This is a genomic window from Arthrobacter sp. CJL-S3, from assembly GCF_056711635.1.
Genome location: NZ_CM160046.1, coordinates 2,651,623 through 2,674,161 on the forward strand (window position 1 = coordinate 2,651,623; position 22,539 = coordinate 2,674,161).

The following is a 22,539-nucleotide window of genomic DNA, read 5'->3' on the forward strand; positions in this document are numbered from 1 at the left end:
GGTCTAACCCTATGACACCGGCCCGGCAATGGGCCGGCGGCATCTCGGCCGTCAGGGCCTATTTGCCGCCGCCGAGGAACTTGTCGAAACCCTTGGGCAGGTTTAGCTGGGAAGGATCGAAGTCGCCGCCCTGCTGGCCGAACGCGGCGCCGGTCGGGAGGGCCTTGGCGCCCTCGGCCCGACGGGCCTGGGCCTCCTTCAGCTCCTGCGCGGCCTTGGCCGGGTTGCCGGAGCGGGCCTTCTTCTTGGGTGCGCTCTTGGCGCCCTTGCGGGCCCCGCCGCCGCCCATGCCGGGCATCCCCGGCATCCCCGGCATGCCGCCGCCGGCAGCCATCTTCTTCATCATCTTCTGGGCCTGGGCGAAACGTTCCAGCAGGCCGTTGACCTCGGAGACGTGAACACCGGAGCCGCGGGCAATCCGGGCCCGGCGGGAACCGTTGATGATCTTCGGCGCCACGCGCTCATGCGGGGTCATGGACCGCACGATCGCCTCGACGCGGTCGATCTCACGCTCGTCGAACTGCTCGAGCTGCTGCCGGATGTTCTGCGCTCCGGGCATCATCATGAGCATCTTCTTCATGGACCCCATGTTGCGGATCTGCTGCATCTGGGCGAGGAAGTCGTCGAGCGTAAAGTCTTCCTGGTCGGCGAACTTCTGCGCCATCCGGGCGGCTTCGTCCTTGTCCCAGGACTTCTCCGCCTGCTCGATCAGGGTGAGCACGTCACCGAGGTCGAGGATGCGTGAGGCCATCCGGTCCGGGTGGAAGAGCTCGAAGTCGTCCAGGCCTTCGCCGGTGGACGCGAACATCACGGGCTTGCCGGTGACCGAGGCGACGGACAGGGCGGCACCGCCGCGCATGTCGCCGTCGAGCTTGGAGAGCACGATGCCGGTGAAGTTGACGCCCTCGTCGAAGGCCATGGCCGTGTTGACGGCGTCCTGGCCGATCATGGCGTCGACCACGAACAGCACTTCGTTCGGAACGATGGCGCGGCGGATCTGGCGCGCCTGTTCCATCATTTCGGCGTCCACGCCGGTCCGGCCGGCGGTGTCAACGATCACGACGTCGTGCAGGGTGCGGCGGGCTTCCTCGACGCCGGCACGGGCAACCGCGACCGGGTCGCCGGCCGGGTGCTCCAGCTCGGTGGAGGTGGCGCCCGGGTGCGGGGCGAAGACCGGCACCCCGGCGCGCTTGCCGACCACCTGGAGCTGGGTCACGGCATTGGGGCGCTGCAGGTCGCAGGCCACCAGCAGGGGGCTGTGGCCCTGCCCCTTGAGGTGCTTGGACAGCTTGCCGGCCAGGGTGGTCTTGCCGGCACCCTGGAGGCCGGCGAGCATGATGATGGTGGGCCCGGTCTTCGCGAGGCGGATCCGGCGCGTCTCGCCGCCGAGGATCTCGACGAGCTCCTCGTTGACGATCTTCACGATCTGCTGGCCGGGGTTCAGGGCGGCCGAGACCTCGGCGCCGAGGGCACGTTCGCGCACGCGGCCGGTGAATTCGCGGACCACGGGCACGGCAACGTCGGCGTCCAGGAGGGCACGCCGGATTTCGCGGACCGTGGCGTCAACGTCCGCCTCGGTCAGGCGGCCCTTGCCACGGAGATTCTTGAAGGTTGCTGTCAACCGGTCAGAGAGTGAATTGAACACGCGCCGTGCACTTCTTTCAGTGGATCTACAGATGGCGGCCGGTCCGGCACGCCAGCGTCGCGACTGATGTTCGCCGGAACGAACTGCCTCGACAACGGGACTCGACTATCTAGGGTACCAAGACACGCCTTCAAGATGGCATGCTGACGTAGGTGACCAGCCAAACAACCGTAAAAACCCTGCTCATCCTCGGCGCCTCGGGCGACCTCACCGGCAGGCTCCTGCTGCCGGGCCTGGCCCGGCTCGTGTCCCGGGGCCGCGCCGACGGCCTGACCCTGGTGGGCGCCGGCTCCGATGCCTGGACCCCCGGGCAGTGGCTGGAACGCATCGAGGAATCATTCGCGGACGCCAACTCCCAGGCCGAGGCCTACGGCCGGCGGGAGCTGAAACGGATCCGCGACACCACGGCGTACCACCAGCTCGACGTCACGGCCGACGGGCAGCTGGCCGGGCTGCTGGCCCGGCTGGAGGGGCCCGTGGCCATCTACTTCGCGCTGCCGCCGCGCGTCAGCCAGCTGGCCTGCGAGGCGCTGCACCCCGGCCAGGTGCCGGCCGGGACCAGGCTGGTCATGGAGAAACCGTTCGGTTCCAGCGAGGAGTCGGCCCGGCACCTGAACGAAACCCTGTTGTCGCTGGTCCCGGAGGACCACATCCACCGGGTGGACCATTTCCTGGGCAAGGCGACGGTGCTGAACATCCTGGGGCTGCGCTTCGCCAACACCTTCCTGGAGCCGGTGTGGAACCGCGAGCACATCGAAAAGGTCGAGATTGTCTTTGACGAGGACCTCGCGCTGGAGGGGCGCGCCCGTTACTACGACGGCGCCGGCGCGCTGCGCGACATGATCCAGAGCCACCTGTTGCAGATCATGGCCCTGATGGCCCTCGAACCGCCGGCCTCGGTGGACGAGCGGGACCTCCGCGACGCCGTGGCCACGGTGCTGCGGGCCAGCAGCATCAAGGCGCCCTACGCCAGGAGCACACGGCGCGCCAGGTACACGGCGGGATCGGTCGACGGCCGGAAGGTTCCGGACTACGCGAGCGAAAACGGCGTCGACCCGGCCCGGGGCACCGAAACCCTCGCCGAGGTGGAAGTGCAGATCGACAACTGGCGCTGGCAGGGCGTCCCCTTCATCCTGCGCTCCGGAAAGGCCCTGGGCGTTAAGCGCAAGGAGGCCGTGGTGACCTTCCGCCCGGTGCCGCACCTGCCCCGGGGTTTCACCGGGGTGGACTCCCCCAACCAGCTGCGGATCGGCTTCGGCCCGGACACGCTGCAGTTCGACGTCGATGTGAACGGCCCCGGCGATGTCCTCAGCCTGGACCGCGCCACCCTCGAGGCCGAGCTCAGCGCGTCCGAACTGCTGCCGTACGGGGAGGTCCTGGAGGGTGTCCTGACCGGCGATCCCCTGCTCTCCGTCCGCGCCGACACCGCTGAAGACTGCTGGCGGATCCTGGAGCCCGTCCTCAAGGCCTGGGCCCGGGACAGCGCACCGCTGGAGGAGTACGCCGCCGGGAGCGCCGGGCCGGAAGGCTGGCGGGCCTGACCGGCGTCGCCGTCGGTTGCGGCGGTCGGGCGCACAAAAGCGGGCCGGGTACCTTTTCAGGTTCCCGGCCCGCCTTGTTGGTTGAGGCTGGCTAGATAGCCGCCGACCCGCGTTCTCCGGTGCGGACCCGCACCGCTTCGAACACATCCATCGTCCAGACTTTGCCGTCACCGGCCCGGCCGGTGTTCGAGCTGGCGATGATGACATCGAGGATGTCGTCCGCCTGTTCGTCGGTGGCCAGGACCTCTACCCGGATCTTGGGCAGCAGGTCCACGTTGTACTCGGCGCCGCGGTACACCTCGGTATAGCCCCGCTGGCGGCCGTAGCCGCTGGCCGCGCTGACGGTGAGGCCCTGCACTCCGTAGGCCTCAAGGCCCTCGCGGATGGTGTCGAGCTTTTCGGGCCGGACGATTGCTGTGATCAGTTTCATGCCTCCACACTTTCCTTACCTGCTGCTGCGGTCTTCTTGCCGTTGGACGTGGCGTCCACCGGCTCGGCGGCCGGGGCCGCCCCGGCGTCGCTCTGGGCCTTGCCGGTGATGAGTTCGTGCAGCGGGGTGAAGCTTCCACCGTGGCCGCCGACACCGAATTCGTAGGCGGTTTCGGCGTGCAGGCTGAGGTCCACGCCCACGACTTCCTGCTCCTGGGAAACCCGGAAGCCCATGGTCTTGTGGATGGCGAAGGCGATGAGTGCGGTCATCACTGCCGAGTAGGCAATGGCAATACCGGCTGCCGCGAGCTGGGCCCACAGCTGGGTGAGGCCGCCGCCGTAGAACAGGCCGCCGCCGACGCCGTCGGCCGGGAGGGCGATGAAGCCCAGTGCCACGGTGCCGATGATGCCCGAGACGAGGTGGACACCGACGACGTCGAGCGAGTCGTCAAAGCCCCAGCGGAACTTGAGGCCGACGGCCAGGGCGGAAGCCGCACCGGCGATCAAGCCGAGGCCCAGGGCGCCGATCGGGCTGACGTTGGCGCAGGCCGGGGTGATGGCGACGAGGCCGGCAACGACACCGGAGGCGGCACCGAGCGAGGTCGGGTGACCGTCGCGGATACGCTCCGTGATGAGCCAGCCGAGCATTGCCGCGGCCGGGGCTGCCAGGGTGTTGACCCAGATCAGGCCGCCCTGTTCTGCCGTTGTAGCTGCGCCGCCGTTGAAGCCGAACCAGCCGAACCACAGGATCGCGGCACCGAGCATAACGAACGGGATGTTGTGCGGGCGGTGGTTGGGGTCCTTGCCGAAGCCCTTGCGGTTGCCGATGATCAGCACGAGGATCAGCGCGGCAACACCGGCGTTGATGTGGACAACCGTGCCGCCGGCGAAGTCGATAGCCGGGCCGAGGGCCTGGCCGATGGCGCCTTCCGGGCCGAACAGCCCGCCGCCCCAGACCATGTAGGCCAGCGGGCAGTACACCAGGGTGACCCAGACCGGCACGAAGACCGTCCAGGCGCCGAACTTGGCGCGGTCAGCGATCGCGCCGCTGATCAGGGCGACGGTGATGATCGCGAAGGTGGCGGCGTAGCCGACCTTGATGAGTCCGTCAGGAGTGTCGATGCCCTCCAGCCCGAAGGTGGCGAACGGGTTTCCGACCATCTGCATGAAGCCCTCGCCGGAGCTCATCGAAGCGCCCCAGAGCACCCAGACCACACCGACCATGCCGATGGAGATGAAGCTCATCATCATCATGTTCAGTGCGGCCTTGGCGCGCGTCATGCCGCCGTAGAAAAATGCGAGTCCTGGTGTCATGAACAGCACGAGTGCTGCTGCCACCATCAGCCATACGTGACCTGCGGTAAGTTCCATGGTGCACGTCCTCCCTTGCTTAGATGCGATCTAAAAGATGTTGCGGAGTTCTCCGCGTGCCTCAACGCGGTTTGCGTTCTAAGAAGAGTTTGTCGTCGCCGTGTTTCGCCGGCGGAGGATTTAGATTGCCGGGTTGTTACAAGAACCTCCCGGAAGTAAATGGTGCAAATCCTTCTTGTTACGGTTATGTTTCACGCGTTCCAATATCCCCTCCCGCATCGCCCGCATCACCAGGAAGCCACCGCCATGAGTAAGACCCCCCGCCCCGCGGGATCCCCGCCGCAGGGCGGTACCCGGACCCACGGCAAGCCGGTGCTGCCCCGGGACATCAAGGTGATGTTGGTGGCTGCCTTCCTCATCGCCCTCGGCTTCGGTCTGGTGGCACCGGTCCTCCCCCAGTTCGCCACCACTTTCGACGTCGGTGCGACGGCGGCCGCCGTGATCGTGAGCATCTTCGCGTTCATGCGTCTCGTGTTCGCCCCCGCGGGAGGCGCGCTGATTGTGCGGCTCGGGGAACGGCCGGTCTACGTGGCCGGGCTGTTGATTGTTGCGGCGTCGACGGCGGCGTGTGCCTTCGCCCAGGACTACTGGCAACTGCTGATCTTCCGCGGCCTCGGCGGGGCCGGCTCGGTGATGTTCACGGTGGCGTCGATGGCCCTCGTGGTCCGGCTGGCCCCACCGGAGAGCCGCGGACGGGTCTCCGGGGCCTACGCCTCGGCATTCCTCATCGGCAATGTGTGCGGGCCGGTCGTGGGCGGGCTGCTGGCCGGCTTCGGCCTGCGGGTGCCGTTCCTCGTCTACGCGGCCGCCCTGGTCCTGGCGGCCCTCGTGGTGCAGACCCAGCTGAGCCACGTGCCGGCGGCCTCCCGCCCGGACGGCACCACGGCGCCGGCGATGGAGCTGCGCGAGGCACTGCGGGACAGCGCGTACCGGGCAGGGCTGTTCTCCAGCTTCGCCAACGGCTGGGCGACCTTCGGGGTACGGATGGCCACGGTGCCGCTCTTCGCCGTCGCCGCCCTGAATGCAGGACCCGAATCGGCGGGCTGGGCCCTGGCCATGTTCGCCGCGGCCAACGCGGCGGCGCTGACATTCTCCGGCAAACTCGCGGACAGCCTGGGCCGGAAACCCATGATGGTCTCAGGACTGCTGGTCACCGGAATCGCAACGGCAGCCATCGGCTTCACCCACGACCTGCTCTGGTTCCTTGTGGCGACCGCTGTCGCCGGCATCGGTTCGGGACTGCTCGGTCCCGCGCAGCAGGCAGCCATGGCCGATGTGATCGGCAACGAGCGCTCCGGGGGCCGGGTCCTGGCCATCTTCCAGATGACCGCGGACAGCGGGGCAATCATCGGACCGGTCCTTGCCGGGCTCCTCGCGGACCGGCTGGGCTATGGCTGGGCCTTCGGCGTCACCGGCGGCGTCCTGGTGGCGGCTGCCGCGGGCTGGCTGCTGGCCCGGGAGACCTTCCACCGGCCGGCGACCCGCCGCGGCGCCTGACTCGGCCCTGTGCCCGTCCGCCCGCCCGGGTCGAACGGCACGGGCGGACTTCGTTAGGCTGTTGGGAGATCCCACCCAGAAGCTGGAGAAGTCTTTACATGCCACCCACTGAACGTTCGCCCGAACCCACCGCCGACAGCAGACCGGAGAACGCGGCCGGGGCAAAGCGCAAGAACCTCCGTCCCGCCGTCGTGATCTCGGTACTTGCGGTCATTGCCGTGCTCGCGTCGCTGGTGCTTTTCCTCGGGCCGGGTGCCGGAGGAAACACGGCGGCGCCCGCCGCGAACCCGGCGCCCACCTCGGCCGCGCCGGAGGCGTCATTGCCTCCGGCCCCGGCCGTCACGTACTACAAGCAGCCGGGCCCGCCCGCCGGCTCACCCCTGGATGCGGTGGAGCCGCTTGAGGTGAATGTTTCGCAGGATCCGGTGGGCACCTCGCTGACCAAGGGCCTGGTCGGCATCTCGCTCGAAGCCACCGACCTCGCCGATCCCGCCCTGAGCAGCAGCAACGCCTCGACGGTCAAACTGCTGCAGGAAGCCGACCAGCCGGTGCTCCGGTTCGGCGGCAACGCGGTTGACCGCCGCTTCTTCTGGACGTCAAGCAACGAAGCCGTCCCGTCCACCGGCTACCGCGGAGATGCGGCACACCCGGTCAGGGCTGTGGGCCCGGCGGACCTGGCGCGGCTGAACACTCTGCTGGAAGCTGCCGATGCGACGGTCAGCCTCACCGTGGACCTGGGCCACTATGACCCGGCGCGCGCCGCGGACATGGCCAAGCACGCGGCGGAGACCTTCGGCCCGCGGCTGCTGAGCATCACCGTCGGCAATGAGCCGAACGGATTTGGGCTCAATGGTGTCCGCCCGGGGGGCTACAGCACCGGGCAGTACGTGGAGGAACTCAAGGCCTATGCGAACGCGATGAACGCGGTGGCCCCGAACGTGCCCATCTCCGGCCCCGGCGCCTACGACCAGAAATGGTGGCAGCCGTTCATCGATGCCGACATCCCGCAGAAGAAGATCCTGTCCTTCCACAACTACCCGCTGCACAGCTGTGAGGGAAGCGACCCCAAGAGCTCGCCGACCATCGCCAACGTGATGAGCCAGCTGATGCATGACCGCGCCGCCGACTACCAGCAGGCCGCCCTGACGGCCGGCCAGGCGGCGGGCATTGAAACCTGGCTTCCCGAGACGGGAATCGCGGCCTGCCCCGGCTCCAATGAGACCTCCCGCACCCACGCGTCCGCCCTCTGGACGGCGGACTACGCGCTGAACGCCGCACAGCTGGGCATTACCCGGATCGGCTTCCACAGCTCGATGCTGACCTGCAAGGGTGGTCCCCCCATGTCCGCCGTCTGCACCGGCGGCCCCTACCTCAAGCCCAACGGCGTCGTCTCCGGCCGGGCCAACTTCTTCGGCATCTCCATGGTCGCCGAGCTGGAGGCCGGCAAGTTCCTGAAGCTGGATTCGAAGGGCGGCGGCTTGATGTTCAGCTACGCCCTGCAGAACGCCGACGGCAGCACAACCGTTGTCCTGGTCAACGAGAACGACCCCGAGAAGGCGGCCCAGACCGACGTCACGGTCAAGCTGCCCGCGCGGGCACTGACCGGAACCATGACCCAGATGACCGGGCCCAGCTACGGGGCCGAGGACAGTACGGTGATCGACGGCGCCAAGTCCGAACCGATTCCGCTCGCAGACCGTGCCACGGTTGAGGGTTTCGCCTACGGTTCACAGACGCAGACGTTCAAGCTGACGGCCGGCACCGTGACGGTGCTGAACTTCAAACACTAGGCAGCACACAAACAACTGGCTCCCAGCCGGTGGCGTTCCGGTAGATCCGGGCGACTCCGGCTGGGAGCCAGTTGGGTTTATGGCGTTACCGCGGTGGGGCTAGTTCAGGATGGCGTCGACGAAGCTCTCGGCGTCGAACGGGGCGAGGTCGTCCGCCCCTTCGCCGAGGCCGATCAGCTTGACCGGGACGCCGAGCGACTTCTGGATGGCCACGACGATGCCGCCCTTGGCCGTGCCGTCCAGCTTGGTCAGGACGATGCCGGTGATGTTCACGACCTCGGCGAAGACCCGCGCCTGGTTCAGACCGTTTTGTCCCGTCGTGGCGTCGAGGACCAGAAGCACCTCGTCAACCTCGGCGAGCTTTTCGATGACACGCTTGACCTTGCTGAGCTCATCCATCAGGCCCACCTTGTTCTGCAGGCGCCCGGCGGTGTCGATCATCACGACGTCGACTTCCTGGTCGATGCCGGCCTTGACCGCCTCATAGGCGACGGACGCCGGGTCCGCACCGTCGACGTCGGACTTCACCGTGGCGACGCCGACGCGCTGGCCCCAGGTGGCCAGCTGTTCGGCGGCAGCGGCGCGGAACGTGTCCGCCGCACCCAGCAGCACGTCCTTGTCCTCGGCGACGAGCACACGGGCGAGCTTGCCCACCGTGGTGGTTTTGCCAACGCCGTTGACGCCCACCACCAGCACAACGGCGGGTTTGTCGGCGTGCCGATCGACGCGCAGGCTGCGGTCCATCGTCGGGTCGACCATCTTGATGAGTTCCTCGCGGAGCAGGGCTTTGACCTGCTCCGGGGAGCGGGTGCCGAGCACCTTGACTCGTTCGCGGAGGGCGTCCACGAGCTGCAGCGTCGGCTCGGTGCCGAGGTCGGCGAGCAGGAGGGTTTCCTCCACTTCGTCCCAGACGTTTTCATCGATTTTGTCGGCGGACAGCAGCGCCAGCAGGCCCTTGCCGAGGATGTTGTTGGACCTGACGAGGCGTTCGCGCAGGCGGATCAGGCGGCCGGCGACCGGCAGCGGCGTTTCGACCGGGACGGTTTCCAGGCCGGCCACGTCATCCGGGACTTCGACTGTTTCCGGCGCCTCGAGGCCGACAGAGTCCGGTGCCTTGCGTTCGCGCGTGGGCGCCGGGCGGTCCTCGAGGAGTGTCCCGCCGCCTGCACCGGGCGTCACTGGATCGTTCTCGTCACGCTTTCCGGGGTAGTTGGTGATGTTCTTCCGGGCCTTCATCAGGACCGGAATGAGTGCACCGAGGACCACCAGGGCGGCGAGAATGGGCAGAAGAATGGGGAGGATGTCGTTCACTCCCCTAGCTTCTCACAAACCCCAAACGCGACGCGGGGCGCGTTCAGCCCGAGGGTCCGGCCTCGACATTCCCGGCGGCGACGGTCCAGGGTGCTAGGATCGGGGCGCTGTTCAGCTCCATGGTCGACTCGATTGCCTGGGACCCGATCCCGGATCCGCCACTCGACCGAAGGCCGTCACTCCATGCCGCACACAGCACTTCCCGTGACACTCACCCGTTCCACGGTCCGCACCGGAGCCGGCGGATGACCACCGAACTGACCGAAGCCGAAGCAGAAGCACTCCGGGCCCGCAAAACCTACGTTGCCACGGCCAACAGGCGCTTCGGCAGGCGGCTCTCCATCGCGGGCGTCGTCCTGGTGGCGCTGTGCCTGGTCGTGCTGTTCGGAGGCGGACTGGTTCTGACCCGGGTCGACCAGGCCGCGGCGGCCGGAATAGCCCGTGACCAGCTCGACGGCCTGGCCGGTATCGCCAAGGGAAGCCTGGCCGCATTGCCGGCGCTTATCCTGCTTTTTGCGGTGTGCTGCCTGGTCACGGGGGAACAGCTTCGCCGCGGTTCGATGGCTCCGTCGTCGAAGCCTCAGACGGACCCGCTGCCGACGGCGTCGATGGTGTCGGAATTCCGAGTGCTCGGCGTTGGCTGGCACCTGCTTTGGTCGACGACCGGCCTCGTGGTGGCTGCCCTGCTCAGTGGCATCCCGGTGGTCTCGTGGTTCACCGGTGCGTGGCCGGAGACGGTCTCCGACGACCACAGCTTCGGCGGGCTCTGGATGATTTACGGATCCTTTGCCCTGGGAATCACGCTCGCTTCGTTCACATCGCTCATCAAGAAGCTCGGCTACCTGCGGCAGTACCGTATTCGGGGCGGAGCGATCAGCGACGGCGGCCCGGGCAAGTCCTTCTGGCGCTGGGTGGACTATCGCTGGCGTTTGGACCTCTGGCTGACCGGCGCCGGCGGGGTGCTGCTGGGGCTTTCTCCGGTGAACCTCTCCATGGCCGTGGGGCCGTATGGCTCGGCGGACGCGCTGTCAGCCGAGCTGCCGGGCTTCTTCCGGCTGGCTGGTCCCGGAGTGATGCTAGTGAGCCTCGGCATTGCCGCCGCCCTCAACTTCTGGCGCGCGGGTGAACCCCTCGGCAGCGGAGAGTCAGCCGCCTAGCCCCGCGTCACGGCATGGTGTGCGGGTGTTCCGACAACGGAACACCGAGTTCCTCGGCCCGAACCCCTACAACGACTTCAGTGTCACGAGAGGCTAGATCGATGGCATCAGTATTCAAGAAAGCCCTGTTGAGGGGCGTGGGCGCGGCACTGATCATGCTTGCGTCGCTGGGCGTGTCCGGATGCTCCCAGAACCATGGCGCCGGTGACGTCAAGGACGCGGTCTCGGCCCTGCACGCGTCGCTTGTCTCCATCGAAGGAGTCGACGAGGCCGAGGTCAATGGAAGCACCGACGGCGCTCCGGACCGGCGGCTGGTCAACATCACCCTCTATCTGGACAACCTGTCGCCGCAGGCGGTGACTCCCGCGGTCGAGCAGGCGCTGGCACAGACCTGGGAATTCGACGCGTACATCCCGGTGGGCTACTCCGTCCAGGTCTGGCCGGCCCCGTCCCGGCGCCCCCGCGCGACGCCGACACTATGGTCGACCTGACCACGACCCAGGCGGAGCTGGGGCTGGGCGGCTACGTGTACAACCGCCAGCTCTTTATCACCGCCGAGGAACTCGAAGCCACACTCGGAGCCAGGAAATGACCGTTCCGGGGCAACCGCGGATGGCCCGGACCCGGCACTGGTCCTAAAACGCAGCGCCCCGCCTCAGACCTGGGCGCCGAGACGCTGGCTGATAACCGTGGAGACGCCGTCGCCGCGCATGGTGACGCCGTACAGGGCGTCGGCGACTTCCATGGTGCGTTTCTGGTGCGTGATGATGATGAGCTGGCTGGATTCGCGCAGCTCCTCGAAGACGGTGATGAGCCGGCCCAGGTTGGTGTCGTCCAGGGCTGCCTCCACCTCGTCCATCACATAGAACGGTGAGGGCCGGGCCTTGAAGATCGCCACGAGCAGGGCGACCGCGGTCAGCGACCGTTCGCCGCCCGAGAGCAGCGAGAGCCGCTTGATTTTCTTGCCGGCCGGGCGCGCCTCGACCTCGATGCCGGTGGTGAGCAGGTCCGAGGGGTCGGTGAGGACCAGCCGTCCCTCGCCGCCGGGAAACAGCCGTGCGAAGATCCGGACGAACTGCGCCGAAGTGTCCTCGAACGCCTCGGCAAAGACCTTCTGGACGCGCTCATCGACTTCCTTGATGATGTCCAGCAGGTCCCTGCGGCTGGACTTGAGGTCTTCGAGCTGGGTGCTGAGGAACTGGTGGCGTTCCTCGAGGGCTGCGAATTCCTCTAGCGCCAGCGGGTTGACCCGGCCCAGGGCCGACAGGTCCCGTTCGGCCCGCTTGAGCCGCTTCTCCTGCTCCTCGCGGACGAAGGGTTTGCCGGCCACGATCTCGCGGCCGTCCTCGTCCACCGGGGCGCGCAGGGCAGCCCACTTATCCGCCGATTCCGCGGCGGGCACGGGTACGGGCTGGTCCGGTCCGAAATCCGCGACCAGTTGGTCGGCGGTCAGTCCCAGCTCCTCGACGCTCCTGAGTTCAAGGGCTTCGATGCGGAGGCGCTGCTGCGCGCGGGCCAGTTCATCGCGGTGCACCGAGTCGGTCAGTTCGGCCAGTTCGCGGGCGAGGGCATCATTGCTGCTGCGCAGGGCGGCCAGCTCGCCGTCCATTTGTTCCTTGCGTTCCTCGGCGCTGTCCCGCTCCTGCCGGGCGAGTTCCACGGACACGTCGAGGAAGCCGACCACCTGGGCGACGGCGGCGGAGACGGCCGCGGCGCGTTTGGCCTGGAGCCTGCGGCGGCGGGCCCGTTCGGCCGCTTCCTCGCGGGCGCGCCGCTCGGTGGCGGCGGCTCGTTCCAGCGACATTGCCCGGTTGCGGGTGGCTGAGAGTTGTTCCTCGGCGCTGCGCAGGCCGAGCCGGGCCTCCATTTCGGCGCTGCGGGCCAGCGACGCGGCCAGGGCGAGGGCATCCCGGTGTTCCGGGGAGGGTTCCTCCTCCGCCGGTCCTTCCTGGGCGGCGGCGAGCCGTGCCGCCACAGCCTCCAGCGCCTCCTGTTCGAGGACGATGTTGGCTTCGGCTTTGGCCAGGGATGCGGCGAGCCGCTCGCTTTCCCCGACGGCGCTGCGCAGCACGGAGTTCAGGTGTCCCAGGCGTTCGGCGACGGCGGCCAGCCGGGCATCCGAATCGTGGAGTTTCTCCAGGGCAGCATCGGCACGGTCCTGCGCCGCGGCGCGGCGGGCCCGCGCGGCGGCGAGGGCGAAACGCTGGCGTTCCAGCGCGGCGGTCACCGCGGCCAGCCGGGAGGCTGCGTCGTCGACGGCGGCCTGCACCTCGATCAGCGACGGCGCCTTCGCGGAGCCTCCACTGACTGTCAGGACGGTCAGGACGTCGCCGGCAAGGGTCACGGCGGTCAGTTCAGGGCGCGCCGCCACCAGCTCGGCCGCAGCGTCCAGGCCCTCGACGATGGCGATGCCCGCCAGCATCCCGGACACGGGCAGCCGGGAGGCGGCCTCCTCGGTGCCGGACGCCGTGACGAGCTGCGAGGCCCACCGGGCGCCCGCGGGGAGCTCCCCGCCGGCAGCGGGCCGGGTCTCGGCTGGGGTGGCAGCCGCGGCGGCGAGCAACAGCGAGGCCCGGCCGGCGTCGTCGTCCTTCAGCCGCTGCACGGCGGTCGCCGCGGTCTCGCTGTCCTGCACGACGATGGCGTCGGAGGAAGCCCCCAGGGCCGCCGAAATGGCTGCTTCGAAACCGGGTTCCACCCTGATCATGGATGCGAGGGCTCCGAGCACCCCGGGGAGTCCTGCGCCGAGGACGTGGTCCGAGCCGTCCTTGCGGTTGAGTCCAAGCTGAAGGGCGTCGCGGCGGGCCTGGAGGGCGCCGCGCTCCCGTTCGCCGTCGCGTTCGGCCGCCGTGAGCGCGTCGATTTCGGCGACGATGCCGTCGAGGGCGGCGCTGGCGTCCTCGTAGTCGGCGTCGAGCGTTTCCTCGCCGTCCTCGACGCCGGCAACCTGGGATTCGAGGGCGGCGAACTCGCTGTGGGCCTGCCTGCGGCGTTCCTCCCCTGCCTTGAGGGATTCCCGGAGCCGGCCGAGTTCCGCCTGGGCGGATTCGACCCGGGAGCGTGCGGCACCCACCTGTCCGGCCAGTTTGGCCAGGCCTTCGCGGCGGTCCGCGGCGGCGCGGAGCAGTGTGGCGAGCCGCTTGTCCTCCGCGGCGGCGGCGTTTTCGGCGTCCTGTTTGGCGGCGGCGGCGGCCTCCAGGGCGCCGCGGCGGTCCACGATCTGGCGCTCCAGCCCGGCTTGTTCCTCCCGGACGCGGGCTGCCTGCCGGTCGAGCTGCTCGGGGTCCCGGCCGGAATCGGGGACGTTGTCGGAGGCGCCGAGCAGCCGGCGGCGTTCCTCGGCCAGCGATCCCAGCGAGCGCAGCCGTTCCCGTCCGGCGGAGAGCTGGTACCAGGTGTCCCGGGCGGTGTTGAGCCTGGGCGTGGCTTCGGCGGCGAGTTGCTCGAGGCGGGCCTGCCGCTGCCTGCCGAGTTCGAGTTCCTGCCCCGCGACGCCGCGGCGGGCCTTGAGCGCGCTCTCGTCCGCCACATCCTGGGCCAGGGCCTGCTGCAGCTGGACCAGGTCGTCCGCGAGGAGGCGGGAACGCGCGTCACGGACCTCAAACTGGACGGTCTGGGCCCGGCGTGCCACTTCGGCCTGTTTGCCCAGCGGCGTCAGCTGCCGCCGGATTTCGCCGGTGAGGTCGCTGAGCCGGGCGAGGTTGGCCTGCATGGCTTCGAGTTTGCGGACCGTTTTTTCCTTGCGGCGGCGGTGCTTGAGGATGCCGGCCGCTTCCTCAATGAAGCCCCGCCGGTCCTCCGGGGTGGCGTGCAGGACCTTGTCCAGTTGCCCCTGCCCGACGATCACGTGCATTTCGCGGCCCAGTCCGGAATCGGAGAGGAGTTCCTGGATGTCCAGGAGCCTGCAGCCGGCGCCGTTGATGGCGTACTCCGAACCGCCGGTGCGGAACAGCGTGCGGGAAATCGTCACTTCGCTGTACTCGATCGGCAGGGCGCCGTCGCTGTTGTCAATGGTGAGTGAGACGTGGGCCCGGCCCAGCGGCGGGCGCCCCGACGTGCCCGCGAAAATCACGTCCTCCATCTTGCCGCCGCGCAGGGTCTTCGCGCCCTGTTCGCCCATCACCCAGGCCAGGGCGTCCACGACATTGGACTTGCCCGAACCGTTAGGGCCGACCACGGCAGTGACGCCGGGTTCGAATTCGAAAGTCGTCGCCGAAGCGAAGGACTTGAATCCCCGGACGGTCAGGGTCTTGAGGTGCACGGTGGTTCGGATCTCCTGGCTGGCGGAAACGGCTGTTCCTGTCCTAAATCTACCGCCACCGCGCGAAAATCAGCGGATTTAGGCTTTTCCCAAGGAAATCCTTTGGTGCCTTTCCGGGCGCAACCTTACGATCGCGGCTAGGAGTTGCTTGACGCTGCTCGGGCCGGTGGTCTCACACCGTTCCGACGTTGGCAGGGCGCAGCTGATGCTGAGCCCCGCCGCTGGCGCAGGGGGGCGCATGCCGCGCAACACCGGTATTGGGGAGAACTGAATACAGTGGTTGGCTGCGCCGGGGGGTGGCGGCACGGGGCGGGGCACGATGCGCCGGCCCGACACCGCGACAGCGAACTCACTCAGGAGTCCACACATGTCCGTTTCCTCAGCCGCCCGCCCGCTGACATCGCTGAAGCGAGTCGTCATCCCGCTGGCTATCGCACTGGTTGCGGCGCTGTTGCCGGTTGCTGCGCCGGCGGGTCTCCTGCCTGCGGCCAGCGCCGCGGATCCCTGCGCCCCGCTCCTGAACGCCGTGGCCTGTGAAAATTCGAAGCCCGGGGCGCCGCCCGAGGAATGGGACATCGCCGGCGCCGGCGATCCGGACATCCAGGGATTCTCGACCGAGATCAGTGTCAATGCCGGCCAGCCCATCCGCTTCAAAGTGGACACCAACGCGGCCAGCTACACGATCGGCATCTACCGGACCGGCTGGTACCAGGGGCTCGGCGCCCGCAAAATCGCCGACGTCACCCCGGCCGTGCTGCGCCAGAAGCAGCCCCAGTGCCTCTCCGACGTCAGCACCGAACTCTACGACTGCGGAACGTGGGCCGTGTCCGCGACCTGGCAGGTTCCCGCGACGGCTGTCTCCGGTGTGTACGTCGCCCTGCTGACACGGCCGGACAACGGCAGCCGCAGCCACATCACCTTTGTGGTCCGTTCCGACGGCAGCCGGTCCGACGTCGTCTTCCAGACCTCCGACACCTCCTGGCAGGCCTACAACGACTACGGCGGCTCGGATTTCTACCAGGGCGCCCAGAACGGCCGGGCCTACAAAATCAGCTATAACCGTCCGGTCAATACCCGCGGCGTCGCGGACGGCCGCGACTTCTACTTCAGTAACGAGTACCCGCTGGTCCGGTTCCTGGAAAAAAACGGCTACGACGTCAGCTACATCAGCGGGGTGGACACCGACCGCAACGGTGCCCAGCTCCTCAACCACAAGGTCTTCCTCTCGGTGGGCCATGACGAATACTGGTCCGGCGCCCAGCGGGCCAACGTGGAGGCGGCACGCGACGCCGGTGTGAACCTGCAGTTCCTCTCCGGCAACGAAGTGTACTGGCGGACGCGGATCGAGCCCTCGCCGGTGGATGGTGCGGCCGGCCGCACCATCACCTCCTACAAGGAGACCTGGGCCAACGGCAAGATCGACCCCAGCACGGAATGGACAGGCACCTGGCGCGACCCGCGCTACGCCGCCCCAGCCAACGGCGGCGGCCTCCCCGAAAATGCCCTGACCGGCACGATGTATGTGTCCAACTTCACCGATCTGCCCATCACGGTCAGCGCCGCGGAGGGTAAAGCGCGGCTCTGGCGCAACACCTCGCTGGCGACGCTCGCCTCCGGCGCCTCCGCGCAGCTGGCGCCGCACACCGTGGGCTACGAATCCAACGAGGACCTGGACAACGGTTTCCGGCCCGCCGGGCTGATCCGGCTGTCCACCACGTCGGGGGCAACACCGCAATACCTGCAGGATTTCGGGAACACCGTCGCGCCGGGGTCCACCACCCACCACGTGACCATGTACCGTGCCGCCAGCGGGGCACTCGTCTTCTCCGCGGGCACGGTCCAGTGGACGTGGGGCCTGGACCAGGAACACGACGGCGACGGTGCGGCCGCGGATCCACGGATGCAGCAGGCGCAGATCAATCTCCTGGCCGACATGGGCGCCCAGCCCGCCACCCGGGACACGGCGCTTGCAGCCGCGTCGGCCAGCAGCGATACGGCCGGCCCGACCGTGGCGGTCGCCTCCCCCGGGGAGGGAGCGACCGTTCCGCACGGCACAAGCGTCACGGTGTTCGGAACGGCCAGCGACACCGGAGGCCTCGTGGCCGGCGTCGAAGTCTCCACCGACGGCGGAAGCAGCTGGCATCCTGCCCAGGGCACCCAAAGCTGGACCTACACGTATATCCAAAAGGGCCTCGCCACGGCCACCATCCAGGTGCGCGCCGTCGACGACAGCGCCAACATTGGGGCCCCCTTCACCCGTCAGCTTCAGCTCACCGGGCCCTACTCCGTTTTCGGGCAGCAGAAACCGGAGGTGCCGGATTCCCAGGACGGCGGGGCCTACGAGCTGGGCATGAACATCACGCCGGGCGTGGACGGCTTCATTACCGGGGCGCGGTTCTACAAGAGCGCAGCCAATACCGGAACCCACAGCGGCTCGCTCTGGAGTTCCGCGGGCGAGCGGCTCGCAACAGCCACGTTCACAGCGGAGACGGCGTCCGGCTGGCAGAAAGTCCTCTTCAGCCGACCCGTGGCAGTCGCCGCCGGGCAGAAATACGTCGTCTCGTACACCGCTCCGAACGGCCACTACGCCAGCAAGGACTACCAGTGGGCCAGCTTTGGCCTCACCGCCCCGCCTTTGACCGTTGCAGGCGGGTTCGGGAGCCCTCCGGCCGGGGTGTACGCCGGTCCGGGTTCCTTTCCGACCAACAGTTACAACAACGGCAACTACTTCGTCGACGCCCTGTTCGACACCGCGGACACCTCCGAGCTGACGGCGTCCGGACAGTGGCCCCTGGACGGCTCATCGAGCGTCCCGCGGGATACAACGGTGGGGGCGGTGTTCTCCAAGGCCGTCACGGATTCGAGCGTGGAACTGACGCTCACGGCAGCCGGGTCGGCGGTCGCTGGCACCACCGGCTACGATCCCGCGACCCGGAAGGCGACCTTCACCCCTGCCGCCGGCCTGGACCCCGGCACCACGTACACGGCAACGCTCGACGCCGCGGACGCGACCGGCGGTTCCTTGACCAGCGGAGGGAGCTGGTCCTTCACCACGGCGGCCTCTCCGCCGGCGGCCGGGAGCTGCCCCTGCAGCCTCTACGACGACGCCGTTGTCCCAGGTATCCAGGAGGTCCGGGACGGTGTGCCGCTGAGCCTCGGCGTCCGTTTCTCCAGCACCGCTGCCGGGACCGTCACCGGCGTCCGCTTCTACAAGTCGGCGGGAAACACCGGCACGCACACCGGCACGCTTTTCTCCGCATCCGGGCAGCAACTCGCCACCGTCACCTTCGCGAATGAGAGCACGTCCGGCTGGCAGACGGCCACCTTCAACCAGCCGGTTGCCATCACAGCGAACACCGAATACGTCATGGCCTACAAGAGCACCACCGGATCCTACTCGGCGACCGTGAATGGCTTCGGGTCCGGGCTGAGCGTCGGCAACCTGCGGACCCCGGCTGATGCCGGAGCCTACTCCTACACGGGCGATTTCCCGGCCAACCGTTCCAGCGCCAGCTACCTGGTGGACGTGGTCGTGCAGTACGCGGATACGCCGTTTGTGGCGAGTGCACAGACACCCCTGCCCGGCTCGTCCAGCGTCGCTCTGGATGCCACGGTCTCCGCTGCCCTGTCCAAGCCGCCGGCGGGGTCGGGTGCGGTGGTGACCCTGACCGGTCCCGACTCCGGGGACGTCCCCGGCACGGCCGGCTACGACGGGACGACGGGCCGGGTGACCTTCACGCCGTCGGGCCCGCTGGACCCCGCGACCAGCTACACGGCCACCGTGACCGCCACGTCGGCCACGGGTCAGGCGCTCAGCGGCGGCACCTGGACCTTCACGACCGTTCCGCCGCCGCGGACCGAGGGCGTCTGCCCGTGCTCGCTGTACCAGGACACCGTGACTCCGGGCGCGGAATTCAATGACGGGGTGCCGCTGGCCCTGGGCGTCCGCTTTGCCAGCGACTCGCCGGGCCAGGTCACGGGCATCCGCTTCTACAAGTCCGCGGGCAACACCGGGACCCATACCGGGGGCCTGTACACCGCCGCCGGGCAGCAGCTGGCGGCTGTCACCTTCACCGGGGAATCCTCCTCCGGGTGGCAGACAGCGTCCTTCAGCCAGCCCGTGGACATCGCCGCGGACACCGAATACGTGGCCGCCTACCGCACGCCCACCGGCGTGTACTCGGCGACAGCAGGCGGTTTTGGTTCCGGAATGACCAGCGGACCGTTACGGACGGCGTCCGATTCCGGGGCGTTCACGTACAGCGGCGACTTCCCGGCATCATCCTCGAGCTCCAGCTACCTGGTGGACGTGGACTTCGTCGCTGCCGTGCCGCAGCTCAGCGTGACATCGCAGGTGCCGGCGGCGGATTCCGTGGGCTTCCCGCTGAACTCGAAACCGGCGGTGACATTATCGGAGCCGCTCCAGTCCGGCTTCAGCTTCGGCGTGTCCGCCGGTGGTGCCGCCGTCGCCGGTTCCTCGGCCCTGTCGGCGGACGCCAGGACGATCACTTTCTCGCCGGCGGCGCCCCTGCCGGCCGCGACCGTGATCACCGCCAGCGTCAGCAACCTGGTCTCCGCCCAGGGCGCCGTGCTGGCGCCGTTCAGCTGGGAGTTCACAACGGCCGGCCAGACCGGCGCCGACCAGACACTGTTCGGATCCCTGCTCCCGGCCGTCCCGGCCGCGACCGGAGATACCTCCTCCATCGAGCTCGGCACGGCCTTCTCAGTCTCGGTGGCCGGCAGTGCCACGGGCATCAGGTTTTACAAGGGCGCCGGCAACACCGGAACGCATGTCGGCTCGCTGTGGACTGCCGCCGGGGAGAGACTGGCCCAGGTGACGTTCACGAACGAGACAGCCACCGGCTGGCAGACGGCCCCGCTGTCTGCTCCCGTCGCGCTTGAGCCGGGACAGGGCTACGTCGTGTCCTACCTGGCTCCGAACGGCAACTATCCCTATACCGCGGCGTTCTTCGCCGAGCCCTGGATCAACGGTGTCCTGACGGCGCCGGGACCGCGCAACGGCCTGTACCAGTACGGCTCCGGCGGGTCTGTGCCGACGAACTCCTGGAACTCCACCAACTACTTCGTCGATATCCTCTTCGCCCCTGCTTCGCCCTGATGGTCATCCGTTGCTCCACAACGGCCCTTTTGAGGGTTGATAACGGCAGTTATGGAGCACTCGACGGGTATTAATTGGTCCGCGGCGGGGCTCCGGTCAGCGCAGCACCGACGGGGACCAGGCGTGTTCGATGTAGAGGGAGGAACGGGACGCGGGATCCGCGCTGATCTGCCAGATGTCGCTGTCGCCGGGGGCGCCGTCGCGGGCGAGTCCGTAGAGCAGTGTCTGGTCGTCCCGCCACTCAATCTGGTCGTCGACGCTCCGCGGCTCGGACAACACGGTTTCCTTCCCGGTGGCCAGGTCCAGGAACGCGACACGCCAGTGCGCGGCCAGCGGGCTGCCGGTGTTCTTCTTGTACGCGATCCGGGTGCCGTCGGGCGAAAGCGACGGGCACTCCACGCCGTCGTGGATTGCCGTGAGGGTTCGCGCCGAGATGCTTCCCTGCACCAGCCAGATGCGGCCCGATGATGCCGCCGTCGCGTAGAACGTGTCGCTGTGGCCCGGGGCGAAGGTCACACCCCAGATATTGCGGTCTGCCGCGGTGACGCGGGTGCCGTTGACCAGGAGGGCGAAGTCCTCCAGGTTCCCGGTCCCGCCGCTGCCCTGCGCGGCGGTGATGGACGTCTCCGTGGAGAAGCCCCCGCCGCCGTAGGAGTGTCCCGTGACAAACACCGTGGTGGCCACCAGGGTCCCGTCGGCACTCAACCGGGTGCGGCTGGGGATGCCCGGCACGGCCCAGCTCCTGGCCGGCTGCCAGTCCGGGTTCAGCAGGACGGCTTCGAAGCTGGTCACAAGTCCCCGGCTGGTCTTCAGGCAGACGATGTTCTGCAGGGTGCCGTACACCCGGTCGCAGGCCACTCCTGCCAATGACCGCTCCCCGGCAGGGTCCGACAGCGGTACGGTGCCAATCATCCCGTACCCCTGGCCGGGCGCCGTATTGCGGAACACGACAGAGCCCTTCGCCAGCACGGCGGCGCCGGACGCCACCCGCGCCGTCGATACCGCCGTCCGGGACTCCTGAAAGCGCTGGAATGCGAGGGCCGCGTAGGCTCCGGCGGCGCCCAGCACCAGCGCCGTCACCACCAGCAGAATCCCCCACCGCAGCCTGCTCCCGACGGCGGTCAAGCTGCCGGCCTCTGCCGCAGGCCGCCGCGCAGGATGAACCAGGCCGCCACAACGCCCACGGCCAGGCAGCTACCGACCACCACCATCGCCGCGGGCGGTCCCAGCGCGAACCACAGGACACCAAAGCCGACGGAGGCGGTCATCCGGCTCAGCGCCACCACTGTCTGGGCGGCACCAAGACCCGTGGCGAGTTTGTCCGGCGGCGTCAGTTGGCTCGCCAGCGCCGCCAGCACCCCGTCGGTCGCGGCATAGAACGCTCCGAGCAGAACCAGGCACGCCACGGTGGGTCCCAGGCCCCCGGCCGGGGCCGCAGCCAGCAGGTAGCAGGCTAGAAGGGCGACGTGCCCGGCAATAAAGACCCGCGCCTTGCCCCAACGGTCCGCGAGACGGCCCAGCGGGACGGCGAGGATCAGGAACACCACGTTCGTGCCCACGTACAGCAGCGGGAACCACTGCACGGCGAAGGAGTCCCGGTCCTGCAGTACGAGGTAGATGAAGCCGTCCCCCACCGTGAGCAGGCCCAGGAGGCCGGCGGCGACCAGCAGACGGCCAAGGCCGGGCTCACGCAGGAGACGCCAGCGGAATCCCCTCCCCCGCCCGGTCCTGCTCTCCGGCGTCGCGCCGCCCGGCTGCCGGGTTTTCAGGTTCGGGACCAGAAGCGCGAGCACTGCGACACCGATGATGGCGAAGGCCAGTGAGACGACGAAGACGGTGCCGTACCCGTTGGGCATCAGCATGAGGATGAAGAACGCCAGCAGGGGACCGCCCGCTGCCCCGATGTTGTCCAGCATCCGGTGCACGCCGAAATGCCGCGCCAGGTGTTCCGGCTGGGCTGACACCGTGATGAGAGCATCGCGCGGGGCCGTCCGGATGCCCTTGCCGATACGGTCGCCCGTCACGACGGCGCTCAGGGCCCAGAATCCGCTGGCGAACAGCAGGCCGATCCGGGCCACCATGGAAAGGCCGTAGCCTGCCAGGGCCACCCGTTTGGGGCTCCCGATCCGGTCGGACGCATAACCGGCGGCGATCCGGACGACGGCGCTGGCGCCCTGGTTGATTCCATCAAGGATTCCAAACGCAATGGCGGACAGGCCGAGGAACCCGGTGATGTACAGGGGCATAATCGCGGACACGGACTCGGACGATACGTCGGTGAGCATGCTGACCACGCCCAGCCAGAGAATGACCGGGGAGAGACGGAAAGGCGTCTGCAGCGGTCCGGCCGGGCCGGTGGCCGGCGGAGCCAGGTCCTTTTTGCCGCCGTTGCGGTCCGACATGGACAGGTACACAGCG

13 protein-coding genes are annotated in these 22,539 nt (G+C 68.6%); 6 read left to right on the forward strand and 7 right to left on the reverse strand.

Annotation, left to right across the window (positions count from 1 at the left end; all coding sequences use genetic code 11):
• Positions 1-58: 58 nt before the first annotated feature.
• On the reverse strand, positions 59-1,645 hold the full coding sequence (gene ffh, locus AC06G6_RS12140; protein WP_479822348.1) for a signal recognition particle protein: 1,587 nt from the start codon (positions 1,643-1,645) through the stop codon (positions 59-61).
• Positions 1,646-1,797: 152 nt separating this feature from the next.
• Here ffh and AC06G6_RS12145 point away from each other — a divergent pair, with 152 nt between their 5' ends.
• Entirely contained in the window at positions 1,798-3,186 is a 1,389-nt protein-coding gene (locus AC06G6_RS12145) for a glucose-6-phosphate dehydrogenase (RefSeq protein WP_479822350.1), read from the forward strand.
• A 91-nt stretch (positions 3,187-3,277) separates the two neighbouring features.
• On the opposite strand, the gene AC06G6_RS12150 is transcribed toward AC06G6_RS12145, so the two are convergent.
• The gene (locus AC06G6_RS12150; RefSeq protein ID WP_024366371.1) at positions 3,278-3,616 is read right to left on the reverse strand and encodes a P-II family nitrogen regulator; all 339 of its coding nucleotides are present in this window, start codon (positions 3,614-3,616) and stop codon (positions 3,278-3,280) included.
• Positions 3,613-4,986 carry an ammonium transporter gene (locus AC06G6_RS12155; protein ID WP_479822352.1) on the reverse strand — a complete coding sequence of 458 codons (1,374 nt, stop codon included), beginning with the start codon at positions 4,984-4,986 and terminating at the stop codon, positions 3,613-3,615. Before AC06G6_RS12155 ends, AC06G6_RS12150 begins: the two co-directional genes overlap by 4 nt.
• Before the next feature lie 246 nt (positions 4,987-5,232).
• On the opposite strand from AC06G6_RS12155, the gene AC06G6_RS12160 reads away from it, so the two are divergent.
• Both AC06G6_RS12160 and AC06G6_RS12165 read left to right on the forward strand, forming a co-directional pair.
• The gene (locus tag AC06G6_RS12160; protein WP_479822354.1) at positions 5,233-6,483 is read left to right on the forward strand and encodes an MFS transporter; all 1,251 of its coding nucleotides are present in this window, start codon (positions 5,233-5,235) and stop codon (positions 6,481-6,483) included.
• Between the two features lie 98 nt (positions 6,484-6,581).
• A complete protein-coding gene (locus AC06G6_RS12165) occupies positions 6,582-8,273 on the forward strand; it encodes a hypothetical protein (RefSeq protein ID WP_479822357.1) in 1,692 nt (563 codons plus the stop codon).
• Between the two features lie 99 nt (positions 8,274-8,372).
• On the opposite strand, the gene ftsY is transcribed toward AC06G6_RS12165, so the two are convergent.
• Positions 8,373-9,584 carry a signal recognition particle-docking protein FtsY gene (ftsY, locus tag AC06G6_RS12170; protein ID WP_479822359.1) on the reverse strand — a complete coding sequence of 404 codons (1,212 nt, stop codon included), beginning with the start codon at positions 9,582-9,584 and terminating at the stop codon, positions 8,373-8,375.
• A 245-nt stretch (positions 9,585-9,829) separates the two neighbouring features.
• Here ftsY and AC06G6_RS12175 point away from each other — a divergent pair, with 245 nt between their 5' ends.
• Both AC06G6_RS12175 and AC06G6_RS12180 read left to right on the forward strand, forming a co-directional pair.
• Positions 9,830-10,741 (forward strand): hypothetical protein, encoded by a 912-nt coding sequence (locus AC06G6_RS12175; RefSeq protein WP_479822361.1) that lies wholly within the window; start codon positions 9,830-9,832, stop codon positions 10,739-10,741.
• Positions 10,742-10,842: 101 nt separating this feature from the next.
• Positions 10,843-11,232: a hypothetical protein gene (locus AC06G6_RS12180; protein ID WP_479822363.1), complete on the forward strand. Its 390-nt coding sequence runs from the start codon at positions 10,843-10,845 to the stop codon at positions 11,230-11,232.
• 164 nt (positions 11,233-11,396) lie between these two features.
• On the opposite strand, the gene smc is transcribed toward AC06G6_RS12180, so the two are convergent.
• Positions 11,397-15,002: a chromosome segregation protein SMC gene (gene smc, locus AC06G6_RS12185; RefSeq protein ID WP_479822365.1), complete on the reverse strand. Its 3,606-nt coding sequence runs from the start codon at positions 15,000-15,002 to the stop codon at positions 11,397-11,399.
• Positions 15,003-15,369: 367 nt separating this feature from the next.
• Between smc and AC06G6_RS12190 the strand changes: the two genes are divergently transcribed.
• Complete coding sequence (locus AC06G6_RS12190) at positions 15,370-20,121, forward strand: DUF4082 domain-containing protein (protein ID WP_479822367.1); 4,752 nt, start codon at positions 15,370-15,372, stop codon at positions 20,119-20,121.
• A gap of 96 nt (positions 20,122-20,217) precedes the next feature.
• Here the strand turns inward: AC06G6_RS12190 and AC06G6_RS12195 are convergent, their stop codons facing one another.
• Together AC06G6_RS12195 and AC06G6_RS12200 are read right to left on the reverse strand one after the other, a co-directional pair.
• Complete coding sequence (locus tag AC06G6_RS12195; RefSeq protein WP_479822369.1) at positions 20,218-21,246, reverse strand: TolB family protein; 1,029 nt, start codon at positions 21,244-21,246, stop codon at positions 20,218-20,220.
• Complete coding sequence (locus AC06G6_RS12200; protein WP_479822371.1) at positions 21,243-22,535, reverse strand: MFS transporter; 1,293 nt, start codon at positions 22,533-22,535, stop codon at positions 21,243-21,245. Before AC06G6_RS12200 ends, AC06G6_RS12195 begins: the two co-directional genes overlap by 4 nt.
• Positions 22,536-22,539 lie beyond the last annotated feature (4 nt).

Coding starts and splice junctions, on each gene's coding strand:
- AC06G6_RS12150 (WP_024366371.1), bottom strand. CDS start 3,616: ATGAAACTGATCACAGCAATCGTCCGGCCCGAAAAGCTCGACACCATC.
- AC06G6_RS12155 (WP_479822352.1), bottom strand. CDS start 4,986: ATGGAACTTACCGCAGGTCACGTATGGCTGATGGTGGCAGCAGCACTC.
- AC06G6_RS12160 (WP_479822354.1), top strand. CDS start 5,233: ATGAGTAAGACCCCCCGCCCCGCGGGATCCCCGCCGCAGGGCGGTACC.
- AC06G6_RS12165 (WP_479822357.1), top strand. CDS start 6,582: ATGCCACCCACTGAACGTTCGCCCGAACCCACCGCCGACAGCAGACCG.
- AC06G6_RS12175 (WP_479822361.1), top strand. CDS start 9,830: ATGACCACCGAACTGACCGAAGCCGAAGCAGAAGCACTCCGGGCCCGC.
- AC06G6_RS12180 (WP_479822363.1), top strand. CDS start 10,843: ATGGCATCAGTATTCAAGAAAGCCCTGTTGAGGGGCGTGGGCGCGGCA.
- AC06G6_RS12190 (WP_479822367.1), top strand. CDS start 15,370: ATGTCCGTTTCCTCAGCCGCCCGCCCGCTGACATCGCTGAAGCGAGTC.